This is a genomic window from Micromonospora sp. NPDC002717 (assembly GCF_040295705.1).
GTDB lineage: Bacteria > Actinomycetota > Actinomycetes > Mycobacteriales > Micromonosporaceae > Micromonospora.
Genome location: NZ_JBEOVW010000012.1, coordinates 1 through 13,121 on the forward strand (window position 1 = coordinate 1; position 13,121 = coordinate 13,121).

The following is a 13,121-nucleotide window of genomic DNA, read 5'->3' on the forward strand; positions in this document are numbered from 1 at the left end:
TCCGAGTTCGTGCCGTTCCTGGCCTTCGACGTGGAGATCCGCAAGGTCATCTGCTCCACGAACGCGATCGAGAGCGTCAACGCCCGCATCCGCAAGGCCGTCCGCGCCCGCGGCCACTTCCCGAACGAGCAGGCCGCGCTCAAGTGCGTCTACATGGCCTTGATGAGTCTCGACCCGACCGGCACCGGCCGCCGGCGCTGGACCATGCGCTGGAAAGCGCCCCTGAACGCCTTCCAGATCGCCTTCGAGGGCCGGCTCACCCCGGCCAACCACTGACCACCTCAACAACCAAGATCAGCCGTTAACTTGACACTCCCGCGCAGGACAGCCGGCTGCCGGCGAAGTGGTTCAAACTTTCTGTACGTCTTCAAGGCGGCCCTTGACGGGCCGCACGCGCCGCCGCCTGGGCGCGCGTCCGACGCTCCGCTGTCGCTCCACGCCGGCCACGCAACACGCCCGGCGGCTGGCGCGGAGAGCGGGGAACCCGGGGCCGCCGCAGACGGGATAGCGGGGACAGTGGTGTAGGTTCGTCGCCGGCAGCCGGCCTGCGCCGCGCCTGAACAGCGCGGCGCAGGGAAGGGCCTGCCGGGTCCGCGCGGCAAGCCCCAAGCATGGGGGCGGTGGCCGCACGAAGGCATGCCGGTCGTCCAGGAGCCGGCTCCGCAGCCGCTCCGGGTCAGATCAACCCCTCGCCGGGGAGGGGAGGGGTGGCCGCCGGTGGCCAGCTTCGACCCCGGGAGCCGGGTCCGTGCCGGGCGAGGTTGGGTCAACTGCGCCACTGTGGCGGTGTCCGCCGGGGGCGCGGTCCGTGACACGAGAGCCGACACCGACTCAGGCTGTTCCGGCAGCGTCCGTTCGTGCGTCAAGGTCCGCTTGACGTGGCAGACCGGGCGACGGCCCGATCCCCAGGAGGGCGGGTCGACGGCAGACGGCGTGGCTATCGGGCGTGGCGGCGACAAGCGGGCGTAGGCTCTCCTCTGCCGATCAGGGGGAGGAACCACATGGCTACCTGCGCCAATCCGGATTGCTCTAACGAGAGCTGGAACTCACAGTTGGCAGGAAGCTGGGTCCAGGTCGCAGAGACGACCTTGCGATCGGTTGATCACAACGGGGGCCGAGCCGTCCAGACAAACATGGCAGCCGTGACCTGCTCCCGGAGGTGCGCGATTGCCATCCTCAGCCGAGCCCTAGAGATCGAAGAGGCGCGGCGCGCAAAGTACAACCCGTTCGCATCAGTCCTGCCGGTGCAGTCGGAGTAGCTTCCGATACGACAGCGCCCGGGTGACTAACTGAGCGACTACGGCCACGTTCGGCGGTGGACGTTCGTGGACTCCGGTGGACCGTTCGGACAGCTCAGCGCCGCTGCTGACGCAGCTCATGGACGGCTAGTGGTTCCTTCACACCGAAGCGTCAGCTTCCCCTCCGATGGCGAAGGCTGGCGCCATCACTTCTCTCGCCACCACACCGCTAGCATTCCCGCGAGTCCCACGAGGACTACGCATCCAAGACCACCGCAGAGTAGTAGAGCAACGGCACCAAAGAACCCGAAGTCCCCGTAGTCCACGGCTTGACCATACGCTTGCGGCAAGGTCGTGCCCGACCCGTGCCCGTTGTAGGGGTCAACAGGGGCACGACCCAACATGCCACGAGGTCTTCAATCGACGGTACGTAGCCACTGGTCGGGCCAGATAGTCACCGAGAGTGTAGATCAACCCGATTCCCAAGCTGACAGTGCCAGGGCAGACTGTCGGTGGACCGGTGGCAGAGGCAGGTTATTGCAGCGCTGAGATGCCGGATGCCGTGCACGCGCGGCGGCTCGAAGGCGCGTGGGGCCGCTGGCGTGCCATGCCCCACCGGGGGTTCAAATCCCCTCCGGTCCGCTCGTAGTCTTCCCAGCACGGTTGGGTGACTATTTGGGTGACGATCGGGACGGACGCCGGCGGACTGCCACGGACACTGGGGGATCGTCCTGGCAGCTCAGCGGATTCGTAGCCGCAGGTCAACGTCCCGTGTTGGTTGCCTGGGGGTCAAGGGGTCGACGAAGACCAGGTCCAGGCCGTCACCAGGCCGTCGGAGGTCGATCGGGAGCGACCAACGACGACCACTGGTGACGACGTCTGCCCAGGTGACTAGGCGTGGCCGGCGCGATGACCAGGCCGGCCGGGACCCCGTTACCTGTAGTTGGTGGACTGGTGGGCGCCGTAGTTCCAGTGCAGGGCAGCGGTGAAGGCGAGGCAGAGACTAGCGTGGCCAAATGCCCGAGTCGCTATTCGAACAGACGTGCCCAGACGACTACCTAGTACGCCTTGCCGCCTCGGATCTCGGGCGGTCATACAAGAGCCTGGCGACCTCCGAGCTCGCAATCCGCCGTAATGATGTAGTGCTGGACCTCGGATGCGGTCCGGGCGCTGATCTCCCTGCGTTCGCGGAAGCGGTTGGACCTGACGGTGGAGTCATCGGCCTCGACCACGATCCCGTGCACGTCGAGCAAGCCGCCGCTCGCGCGGCGGAGCTGCCACAAGTTCAGGTCCGTGAGTGCGACATCCACGCCCTCGACATGTCGAGCGGTAGCGTTGACCGGGCACACACAGATCGGGTGCTGCAACATGTCGTAGATCCGGCGACGGTTATTGCCGAGGCACGGCGAGTCCTGCGTGCCGGCGGGTGCGCCGTGTTCGCCGAGCCCGACTGGGACACGCTCATCGTCGATTATTCCGACCTAGCTCTTGCGCGGGCCTACACGCGTTTCGTGACCGAGCAAGTGGTGCGCAACGGGTGCATTGGTCGACAGCTTCCTCGACTCGCTGCAAGTGCCGGCTTTGCCATTACCAAGGTCATCCCGATCACGGCCACCTTCCAAGACGCCGAGGCGGCGGATAAGGTCTTGGGTTTTCGGCGAGTAACTGAGCGCGCAGTAAGTGCGGGCTACCTAGGCGCAAAGGCAGCCGACCAATGGCTCGACCACCTCGCTACTCGTCCTTTCTTCGCATCCGTCACCCTGTTCATCGTCGTCGCGGCGGCGTAGGCGACTGTCGACAGCAACAGTGACAGCAACACGCTGGGACGAGAACGCCCGGCGGCCGCCGGGCACGGACAGTTGCCCGAGGTAGCGAACGCGCACAGACGACGCCGGACGATCCGCACAGAGCTTGTAAGCGAGCAGTCAGACCGAGTCACAAGATCCGGACGGGCGCCTCCGCGGCCACCTGGACCTCGGCGGGCATCATGCTGCTGGCTGCAGTGGTCGCGGGCGTCTTCATCAACGCCGAGGCGCCGGGCCGGCAGGCGGGCGCGGCGGCGGCCGGCCCGGCGGGCGGTGACCGCGAAGCCGGGCGGTCGAGGCGTGGGTCCACGCGGGCCTGCCTTCGCAGATCCCGACCATGTGGGGCCCGAGTCAGGCCCCGGCCCTTCTCTGGAGCCGGGGTCAGTACCTGGGCCCCACATGCGCATCCATGAGCACGATGGACGCTTGCCGCGTGCCGGTTTCCGTTTGGCTCAGACCTGTCACAGGCCCGTGCAAAGATCGTCGCCGTGACTGAATGGATCTACAACGATCGCCCTGAGGGTGTCAGGTTCCTGGCCGAGCGGATTGCGGAGCCGGGCCGTGGGGAGATCGAGGCCGAAATCTGGGACTGGGTCGTGCGTGGCCAGGATGACGCCGACGAGTTCGTGGATTTCTTCGATGAGGACGAGCAGCGCCACGGCGCCACCGACGAGGAGCTCAGGGCGGCGTACGAAAAGGCTTTGGTTGCTCGGCGGGAGCAGCAGCGTGAGTGGGGCGAGGTGCGGAGCAACCTCACCCGCGCGTTCGTCGATCTCAACGAGCTCGGCGTGTTGGCCAGGGAGAACTTCAGCTGCTGTGGCACCTGCGCGGCCGCTGAGATCCACGACGAGCGGGACGATTCCCGGCACTGGCACGGGTACCTCTGGTACCACCAGCAGGACACGGAGTCGCTGCTCGCGAGCGAGGACGGCGAGGTCTACCTGGGCTACGGCGCCTATCCGCCAGCGGACTTCGACGAGGTCGCCTATGCCGCCCTGCCGGAGGCCGAACAGCAGGCCCGCTACCAGGCCGACCTGGAACGGCTACTGGACGAGATCGCCTTTCCGGTGCTTCGCAAGCACGGCATGCGGGTGGAGTGGAACCGCAAGCAATCCAGGCGGATACGGGTGACCGGCGCCCAGTGGTACACGCCATTGGCCTGAATCAGCGAAGACTCGACTTCATGGGTCAGGCGTGGGTTGAGTCGTCCGGACCGGGTCGGCTGACCAGGCGAGCCTGCCGCCGATGATCGTGGCGGCAACCCGAGTCGAGAACCGATGACCGGAGAACGGTGTGTTCCTGGCCAGGCTGGCCAGTCGGGCCGCGTCGACCGTCCAGTCGGCGTCGGTGGAGACCAGGCACAGCGTGGCGGGCATGCCCACCTGGAGCGGATCCCCGCCGCCGACAGCTGTTCCGCCGATCGCCGCCGGCCGGATGGCCATCGCCTCGGCGAGGCGGCGCCATGACATGAGGCCCGTGCGCACCATGGTCTCCGCGACGACCGGCAGCGCGGTCTCCAGTCCGAGCATGCCGGGGGGCGCCTCGCACCAGGGACGGTTCTTGGTGGCGGCGGGGTGCGGCGCGTGATCGGTGGCGACCACGTCGATGATCCCCTCGGCGAGCGCTTCCCGCAGGGCCGTCACGTCCTGGGCGCTGCGCAGCGGCGGGTTGACCTTGTAGCGGGTGTCACCGGTGCGTACCAGTTCGTCGGTGAGCAGGAGATGGTGCGGGGTGACCTCCGCGGTGACCGGCCAGCCCCGCGATTTGGCCCAGCGGATTACTTCCACGCTGCCTCGCGTCGAGACATGGCAGATGTGCAGCGGGGTGTCGTCCGCGCCCGCCAGCACGCAGTCCCGGGCGATGATCGCCTCTTCGGCGACGGCGGGCCATCCGGGCAGGCCCAACTCGCGGGCGACCGCGCCGTCGTTGGCCTGGGCGTTCGGGCTCAGCGGCGAGGACTGGGCGTGCTGGGCGATGAACCCGCCGACGTCGGCCGCCCGGCGCAGCGCCTGTCGCATCAACGCGGGGTCCTCCACACACCGGCCGTCGTCGGAGAACATCCGGGTGCGGGCGGCCGAGGCGGCCATCGCCTCGATCGGTGCCAGCGTGGTGCCGCCGAGGCCGACGGTGACCGCGCCCACGGGCCGTACCTGGCAGTGTGCGGTGCGTTCGGCGACCTCGGCGACGTACTCCACGCGTCGCGGATCATCCGCCACCGGCTGGGTGTTCGCCATCGCGAACACCGTCGCGTAGCCGCCCTTGGCCGCCGCGAGCGTGCCGGTGGCGATGGTCTCCGCGTCCTCCGCGCCGGGTTGGCGCAGGTGGGTGTGCAGGTCGGTGAGCGCTGGCAGCGCGATCAGGCCGTGGCAGTCGATGCTGTGGACGGCGGGTCCCTGCCCGGCGGGATCGAGCGCGGCGATCCGGCCGTTGTCGATCAGCAGGTCCACCGGTTCCTCGCCGTAGGGTCGTACGCCCCGCAGCACGGTGGGTGGCAGCAGCGGTTGCCGGGACAGCGGCCGCAGGTTCCCGCCAGGCTCAGTCATCCGCGGATCCCCACCTGAACACCGGCCCGTCGAGGCACACCAGGGGCGCCTCAGCCCCCACGCTCCGCTGTCCTGAGGAGCAGCCGTGGCAGTATCCGAGGCCGCACGCCATGTGCGCCTCGACGGATACCTGCACCTCCGCCTTCCACCGGTTCCCGAGGTCGGCGGCGAGGTCGGTCAGCCGTTGCGAGCCGCAGGTGAGGATGAGCTGCGGAGGGTCGGCGTCCAGCGTCGAGGTGAGCAGGGTGGACAGGAAGTCCGGCTCACTGGTCCCGTCCGCGTCGGTGACCTGGTGCAGGTGCTCGACGCCGTCCCGGCGCAGGGTGTCGGCGCCGATCAGCGCACCGGGATGGCGGGCGCTGATGACGGCGACGGTCGTACCGCCACGGCGGGCGTTGACCGCGGCGACCATGGTCAGCGAACAGGTGCCGATGCCCCGGCCCAGCAGCAGCACCCGGCTGGTCGCGGGGGAGAGGTGGAACCCCTGCCCGAGCGGACCGGTCGCGAGCATGGTCTCGCCGACGGCGAAGGTGGCGAGCCGGCGCGTACCGCCGCCGACGACGCCGTAGATCACGTCGAACGTGCCGTGTTCGGGTGCGGTGTCGTAGATCGCCATCGGCCGCGGCAGGACGGGGGCGGTCTCGTCGGCGCGGGCCGCCGTGAGCATCACGAACTGGCCGGGTTGGGCCCGGGTGGCGATGGTCGGGGCGTGCAGGCGGAGGAACCGGTACCGGTCGCCGACCGGTTCGTGGCGCAGGACCGGCGCGTGGTGCCAGGTGGGTGGGGGCCGGTGCGCCGGCGGCAGGTCGAGCGGGACGAGTCGTCCGCTGGTGGTGTTCAGCATGGCCCCTCCGCCGGGGACGTCGTGGTCAGTTCGTGATCGAGGGCGAGCAGGCTGCGGGCGAGCAGGTCGGTTCCGGCGGCGAGATCCGCGCTGCTCGTCCACTCCTCGGGGACGTGACTCAGCCCGGCCCGGCTCGGCACGAAGATCATCCCCGCGGGCACCACCTTGTTGATCATCTGGCTGTCGTGGCTGGCGCCGCTGGGCAGGACCCGGTACGCCGTCCCCGTGGCGGTGCAGGTCTCGGCGATCCGGCGGCGCAGCCAGATCGGCAGCACCACCGGGGAGGCGTCGCCGAGCAACTCGATGTCCAGGCCGACTCCGCGGCGGTCGCAGATGGCGCGGGCGCCGTGGATCAGCTCGGTCGCTGTCGACCGCTGCCGGTCGCTGTCCACGTCGCGGATGTCCACGTAGAGCCGAGCCTCGCCGGGGATCGTGGTGATCGAGCCCGGTTCGAGTTCCAGCCGGCCGACCGTGGCCCGAGTGCCGTGGTGCCGGGGGTCGGTCGCGATGCTCTCGGCGAGGAGCGTGATCTCCGCCGCGGCCGTCATGGCGTCGGCCCGCTGGTGCATCGGCGTCCCGCCGGTGTGCGAGGCGCGGCCGTGCAGGTCGAGGCGGAACCGGGTGCTGCCGGAGATGAGGTCGACGATGCCGATCGGCACGCCCTGGGCTTCGAGCACGCCACCCTGCTCGATGTGCAGCTCCACGAACGCTGCCCAGTCGTCCGCGCGCCAGCGCGCTTCCTCGACGCGGCTCGGATCGAGACCGACAGCCCGCATGGCCTCGGCGAGACTCACTCCGTGGACGTCCCGCCGGTCGGCCAGATCGGACGAGCTCAGCAGGCCCGCCGCGATCCGGCTGCCGGTGCACGCCTGGCCGAACCGCGCGCCCTCCTCACCGGCGAACGCCACGAACCTGATCGGGTGGGTGTGCCGTACGTCCGCCTCGACGAGAAGCCGCGCGACCTCCATGGCGGCCACCACCCCGGCAATGCCGTCGAACCGTCCGGCCCGGGGCACGCTGTCCAGGTGGGAGCCGGTGCCGACGGCAGGGGCGGGCCCGGCATCGCCGGGCCGTTCGGCGTAGCTGTTGCCCGCCGCGTCGGTCCAGGTTCGCAGGCCCAGCGCGGAGAGCTGGTCGGTGAACATCCGGTGCGCCGCGCGTTCCAGCGGGGTGTACGCGAGCCGCGTCACGCCGTCGGTGCTCTCGCTGATCTCGGCGAACTGCGTCAGCAGGTCGGCCAACCGGGTGGCGTCGGCCCGGGGCAGGGCGACGGCGACGGTGTCCAGGCTCATCGCTGTGTCCGCGAGGAGGCTGCGGCGGTGACGACCGGGGTGCCGTCGACGGCTGCCAGGACCGCGTCGGTGACGGGTAGCGCCGCCGCGACCGCCACCACCTCGGCGTGGGCGTGGGCGAGCAGGAGCCGCAGCGCCGGCAGCGCCGCCACGTCGTGCCAGGAGGCGCCGAGAAGTGCGACGCGTGCTCCGGGGTCCGGGGGCGGGCTCAGCGAGAGCAGCCCGGAGTCTTCGTAGATGCGTACGGTGGGGAGGTCCAGCTCCCGGGACACGACGTGGGCCAGCACGCCGTCGTCGAGGGTGTCCCGCACGACCACCACCGTCGGGGTGTACGGCCGCAGGTCGTCGGCGATCGCCGCGCCGACGAGTTCGACGGCCGCCGCGGCACCGGCACGGTCGGCCGCGACCGCCCGGTGGAGTTCGTCGACAGCTGCGGCGAGCTGGCTCGCCGGTGTTGGGTGAGTGTTCATGGCGTTCGTGGCGCGGTGACCCTCGGCGTTGGCCATGGGGAGGAAGCGCCGTCCCCCTTTCAGGATCCAGTGGACTGACAGCGGTCGGAGTTCGGGTGAAGCGGTGGAAAACGGGTCACGCTGTTGGTACGTCGACTGTGCCCTGGCGGTCCCGGACTCGTGGCTGATCGGGGATGTGCAGGTCCGCTGGGGTGAACAGGGCCCGGACGGGGCAGCGGGCCGCAGCCTCGCCCTGGCCGCCGCTGCGGTCGACGGCCGCCAGTACGGCGGGCACCACCGCGCCGCGGTCCCGAAGCGCGTGGACGGCGCTGGTGGCGCGTGAGCCGGACATGATCACGTCCTCGACGAGGACGACGCGTTCGCCCGCGTGCAGTTCTCCCTCGATCTGCGTCGGGTGGTCGCCGGCAGCAGCGGTGGGGACCACCGCGAAGGGCAGACCGGTCTCCAGGGACAGGGCGGTGACGAGCGGTGCCACCTCTGCCCGGCCGGCCAGCCGGTCCGTCGTGGCGTCCAACAGGTCGGCCATCAGGGCGGCCATCCGCCGCAGGATCGTCGGGCGGGTTTCGAACAGGAAGACATCTATGTACACGTCGATCGGGCCGGCCGGTGCGAGGGTGAACTCGCCGGGCAGGCACGCCGCGGCGCGCAGATCACGGGCGAGTTCCAGCCAACGTTGGTGGCGGTTCTGGAAGGCGGTCGTGTCGCCGGTGCCGATGGTGCTGGGTGCGGCTCTGGTCATGGGGTCCCTCGGTAGGTCGCGGTGCTGTCGGTCTGGTCGGCATCGACGATCAGCGGTGACGGGGTGAACTCGCTGCTGTAACCGAGTTCGGCGCTGAGCCGGGCCGCCGTGGCGAGCACCAGATGAGTCGCCCGGGCCCGGGCGACGGGATCACGCATCCGGTCGGCGGCCGCAGCGAGCGTGATGCTCGCGCAGGTCGTGCCGGTGGACGAGCGAACAGGCGCGGCCACCGCCCACACGCCTCGGTCCAGTTCGTCGTCGCAGACGTCGTAGCCTCGGGCCCGGACGACCGCGAGGTGTTCGATCACGGCGTCCGGGGTGGCCGGGGTGTCCGGGGTGAACGCGGTGAGCGGCCGTTCCGCGAGCAGCGCGCGGACGATGTCGGTGTCCATGTCGGCGAGGAGAGCGCGGGCGGACGCCGCCGCGTGCAGCGGCATTTCCTGGCCGATCCGGACGAACAGTCGCAGCGGGTGCACGCTTTCGATGAGAGCGATGCAGACCACCCGGTTGCCGACCAGTTCGGCGAGGAACACCGTCTCCCCGGACTCGGCGGCCGCGGCGAGCACCGCAGGGTGCGGGGCGACCAGTGTGGAGGTACGGCGGCTGTTCTGCTCCGCCAGTTGACGGGCGGCGGGGCCGAGGAAGTAGCGGCGGTTGACCGGGGATCGGGTGACGAACTCCTGTTCGGCCAGGACCGCCAGTAGCCGGTGCGCGCTGCCGAGCGGGATGTCGAGCGTCTCGTGTAGGTCCTTCATGCTCATCCCGTCGCCGTGACGGGCGAGGGTCCGCAGCATTTCCAGCGCTCTGACGACCGGTTGCACGCTGTCTCCTTCGAATGGGCTCGGCGGGCTCAGACCCGTAGCGAGCCGACGACTTCCGAGACGGACATGGTGCCCGATGCGGCCAGCAGCGGCCCGAGCTCCCGCACGATCTCCGCCATGGCGTACGGGCGGGCGAAGTTGGCCGTCCCGACCTGGACCGCGCTCGCCCCGGCGAGGAGGAATTCCAGGACGTCCCGCGCCGAGCTGATGCCGCCGCAGCCGATGACCGGGATGTCGACCGCGCGGGCGGCCTGCCAGACCAGGCGCAGCGCGATCGGTTTCACCGCGGGACCGGACAGTCCGCCGACGCCGTTGCCGAGCACGGCCGTACGGCGGGTGGCGTCCACGCTCATTGCCGGGAAGGTGTTGGCCACCGTGATGGCCGTGGCGCCGGCGCGCTCCGCGGCGCGGGCGATGTCCACGATCGACGTCACGTTCGGGGTGAGTTTGACGAACACCGGTACGTGCGAGCGGGCCACCACACCGGACACGACCCGTTCGACCGTGGCCGCGTCGGTGCCGATGGCCAGGCCGCCGTGTTCGAGGTTGGGGCAGGAGACGTTCACCTCGAGCGCCGCGGCACCGTGGCCGGCCAGCTGCTCCGTCGCCGTCCAGTACTCCGCCACGGTCAGCCCGCCGACGCTGATGATGGTGGGCACGTTGGTGGCGAGGTAACGGGGGAGTACGCGGGAGCGGAACTCGTCGATACCGGGACTGGGGATGCCGACGCTGTTGAGCATTCCGTCGGGAGTCTCGGTGATGCGGTGTGCGGGATTGCCGGAGCGCACCGCGGCGAAGACGGTCTTCGTGACCAGCGCGCCCAGCTCGTCCAGCGGCACCAGCGTGCCGAGCTCCGGGCCGAAACAGCCGGACGCGGGCATGACCGGGTTACTCAGCCGGATATCACCGAGAGTGACAGATAAATCGATGCTGGTTCGTTGTTCCTGGGTCCAGAACCGAGCTCTCGAGTCGGTCTCGCCGCCCGGGATGGCGACTGAAATACCCGAGTTGTCGGTCGAGGCGTGCAGTCTCGTTTCCACGACGCGGATGTACCTCTTCCGTCTGGGAAGAGTCGACTATGCGTCACCGGCCGTGCTTCGTCAAGGGGTGGAACCCTCTGTCCCGGGCAGCGTAAGAGCTTTCGCACCGCTCGGAGAGTCGGCGCGTTTCAGCATGTGGAAAGCGGTGTGGTCAAGCGTTGCTTGCTAGCCGTGGCGCGGGCCTCCCGCCGGACGGCTTCTGCTCTCCGGCTACCCAGCGCTGTTTCCGGGACCGCTGATCCGGTCTGGAGGGCGCGCTACAGAGTGCCGAGAGCGCCTGGCGGCCGGGATGACTTCCGACTGGCCGAAGTAACGTTTCTGTCTCGCCGGGGCGACGGTCACGCGTGCCGGTGACGCCGACGAGCGTCGGCCGGGGCCGAGGTTATCAACACGTATTGACTACCCGGTGTGATGGACGTATCTTCGGCTCTCCTTCCCCCGGAGGTGTTCATGAAGGTGACTCGAGCCGATGTGGCCAGGCGGGCGCAGACCTCGCCGTCGGTGGTCAGCTACGTGCTCAACGGCGGTCCACGCCCGGTCGCACCGGCCACCCGGGCCCGGGTCGAGGCAGCCATCCGGGACCTCGGCTACCGCCCGAACCGCGTGGCCCAGGCGCTCCGCCGTACCCGCAGCGGCTTCCTCGGCCTGTTGATGCCCGACGGGGGCAACCCCTTCTTCGCCGAACTGGCCAACGCCATCGAGACCGAGGCGGCACGCCGCGGAAAGTTGCTGTTCCTGCTGCACTCCGACGGCGGCGAGGAGGGCGAGCGACTCGCCGCCATGGGGGATGTCCGGGCCGAGGGGGTGCTGTGGGTGCCGCACCACGAGAGCCCGTCCACCGCATCCGCCCTGGCCAACGCACCCTGCCCGGTGGTGGTACTCGACCGGGTGCCGGCGGACGCGACGGCCCGGTACGACTCGGTCGCGGTGGACCACCACCAGGGCGCCCGGCTGGCCACCAGCCACCTGGTCGAGCACGGCTTCCGGCAGGTCTCGTGCCTGTCCGGCCCGAGCGAGACCATCGTCGGGCGCGACCGGGCCGCCGGTTGGCGGCAGGCGCTGGCCGACCACGGCGTCACCGAAGGCGTGTGGGAGGTACCGGCGGACTTCACGCCGGAGGGCGGCCGGGCGGCCGGGAACGAACTGCTCGACCGGTTGACCTTCCCGGCCGCCGTCTTCGTCGCCTCGGACCGGCAGGCACTCGGCCTGCTGCGCGCCGTGCGCGAACGGGGACTCGACGTACCGCGAGACGTCGCCATCGTGTCCTTCGACGGCACGGACGTCAGCGCCTACACCACGCCACCGCTGTCCACCATGCGGCAGCCCCTGCCGGCGCTCGCGGCCGGCGCCCTGACGCTTCTCGAGGAGCGAATACGCGACCCGTACCGACCGGCGCGGCACATCGCCCTGCCCGCCGAGCCCGTGTTCCGAACAAGTTGTGGATGTGGACAGCCATGAGTGTGCCAACCGGAAACCCCATCACCGAACGCCGTTCCCCACAGGCCGGGCAGGAGACTCTGCTGCGGCTGTCGCAGATCACCAAGGAGTACCGGTCCGACCGGGGCAAGGTGGTGCGCGCGCTCCACGAGGTGTCGCTCGACGTGCGGCAGGGCGAGATCCTCGCCATCATCGGCGCGTCCGGCTGCGGCAAGTCCACCCTGCTGCGGATCATGGCGGGCCTCGACACCATCACCTCCGGGCAGGCGGAGTGGTCACGCCAGCCGACACCCGGCCGGGACATCGGTTACGTCTTCCAGGAGCCGGTCCTGCTGCCCTGGCGCAGCGTCCTACGTAACGCCTGCATCGCCCCGGAGACGTTGAAGGAGCCGCGGCAGCAGTACGAGCCTCGGGTACGCGAACTGCTGAGCCTGGTCGGACTGACCGACTTCGCCGACGCGCTGCCGCGCGAACTCTCCGGCGGGATGCGGCAGCGGACCTCGATCGTGCGGGCGCTCGCCCACGATCCGATGCTGTTGCTGATGGACGAGCCCTTCGGCGCACTCGACCAGATCACCCGGGAGAAGCTGCACGACGACCTGCTCAACATCTGGACCGCGACCGGCAAGACCATCGTGTTCGTGACGCACAGCGTCGACGAGGCCACCTACCTCGCAGACCGGGTGGTCGTGCTCTCACCCCGCCCCGGCCGGGTACGCGCGGTCCACGACGTCCCCCTGCCCCGGCCCCGGGACGCGCGTACGAAGCTCGATCCGCGGTTCGCGGAGTTCCAGGCCATGCTGCGGGGGGAACTGTGACGGTTCAGACCTCGACACCCGAGCCGACGGCACCGGCCGTCGCGCCGGCACCGGTTGGTTGGTCGCGACGCGGC

Annotated in this window: 12 protein-coding genes and 1 tRNA gene; 6 read left to right on the forward strand and 7 right to left on the reverse strand. The window is 70.0% G+C overall.

The genetic code is table 11. The annotated features are described in order from the left end of the window. The 4 genes from ABT006_RS19070 to ABT006_RS19085 all read left to right on the forward strand — a co-directional run. A partial coding sequence (locus tag ABT006_RS19070) for a transposase (protein WP_350708051.1) occupies window positions 1-276 on the forward strand: 276 nt, incomplete at its 5' end. 1,476 nt (window positions 277-1,752) lie between these two features. Beyond that, window positions 1,753-1,880 (forward strand) — tRNA-OTHER (locus tag ABT006_RS19075). Window positions 1,881-2,254: 374 nt separating this feature from the next. Then, window positions 2,255-3,025, forward strand: a complete 771-nt coding sequence (locus ABT006_RS19080) for a methyltransferase domain-containing protein (RefSeq protein WP_350708053.1) — start codon at window positions 2,255-2,257, stop codon at window positions 3,023-3,025. A gap of 506 nt (window positions 3,026-3,531) precedes the next feature. After that, window positions 3,532-4,206, forward strand: a complete 675-nt coding sequence (locus ABT006_RS19085) for a DUF6891 domain-containing protein (protein WP_350708055.1) — start codon at window positions 3,532-3,534, stop codon at window positions 4,204-4,206. An 18-nt stretch (window positions 4,207-4,224) separates the two neighbouring features. Here ABT006_RS19085 and ABT006_RS19090 read toward each other — a convergent pair whose 3' ends face one another. From ABT006_RS19090 to ABT006_RS19120, 7 genes are all read right to left on the reverse strand, one after another. Next, a complete protein-coding gene (locus tag ABT006_RS19090; RefSeq protein ID WP_502891006.1) occupies window positions 4,225-5,538 on the reverse strand; it encodes a dihydroorotase in 1,314 nt (437 codons plus the stop codon). A gap of 40 nt (window positions 5,539-5,578) precedes the next feature. Next, the gene (locus tag ABT006_RS19095; protein ID WP_350708060.1) at window positions 5,579-6,430 is read right to left on the reverse strand and encodes an iron-sulfur cluster-binding protein; all 852 of its coding nucleotides are present in this window, start codon (window positions 6,428-6,430) and stop codon (window positions 5,579-5,581) included. Beyond that, window positions 6,424-7,722 carry a Zn-dependent hydrolase gene (locus ABT006_RS19100; protein WP_350708062.1) on the reverse strand — a complete coding sequence of 433 codons (1,299 nt, stop codon included), beginning with the start codon at window positions 7,720-7,722 and terminating at the stop codon, window positions 6,424-6,426. Before ABT006_RS19100 ends, ABT006_RS19095 begins: the two co-directional genes overlap by 7 nt. After that, window positions 7,719-8,192 carry a hypothetical protein gene (locus ABT006_RS19105; protein WP_350708064.1) on the reverse strand — a complete coding sequence of 158 codons (474 nt, stop codon included), beginning with the start codon at window positions 8,190-8,192 and terminating at the stop codon, window positions 7,719-7,721. The genes ABT006_RS19100 and ABT006_RS19105 overlap by 4 nt, the downstream gene beginning before the upstream one ends. Window positions 8,193-8,307: 115 nt before the next feature. Then, entirely contained in the window at window positions 8,308-8,931 is a 624-nt protein-coding gene (locus ABT006_RS19110; protein ID WP_350708066.1) for an orotate phosphoribosyltransferase, read from the reverse strand. Further along, on the reverse strand, window positions 8,928-9,752 hold the full coding sequence (locus ABT006_RS19115; RefSeq protein ID WP_350708068.1) for an IclR family transcriptional regulator: 825 nt from the start codon (window positions 9,750-9,752) through the stop codon (window positions 8,928-8,930). Before ABT006_RS19115 ends, ABT006_RS19110 begins: the two co-directional genes overlap by 4 nt. A gap of 29 nt (window positions 9,753-9,781) precedes the next feature. Next, window positions 9,782-10,792, reverse strand: coding sequence for a dihydroorotate dehydrogenase (locus tag ABT006_RS19120; protein ID WP_350708070.1), 1,011 nt, complete (start codon window positions 10,790-10,792; stop codon window positions 9,782-9,784). A 450-nt stretch (window positions 10,793-11,242) separates the two neighbouring features. On the opposite strand from ABT006_RS19120, the gene ABT006_RS19125 reads away from it, so the two are divergent. Beyond that, a complete protein-coding gene (locus tag ABT006_RS19125; protein WP_350708072.1) occupies window positions 11,243-12,250 on the forward strand; it encodes a LacI family DNA-binding transcriptional regulator in 1,008 nt (335 codons plus the stop codon). Beyond that, window positions 12,247-13,047 (forward strand): ABC transporter ATP-binding protein, encoded by an 801-nt coding sequence (locus ABT006_RS19130; protein ID WP_350708073.1) that lies wholly within the window; start codon window positions 12,247-12,249, stop codon window positions 13,045-13,047. The genes ABT006_RS19125 and ABT006_RS19130 overlap by 4 nt, the downstream gene beginning before the upstream one ends. Window positions 13,048-13,121 lie beyond the last annotated feature (74 nt).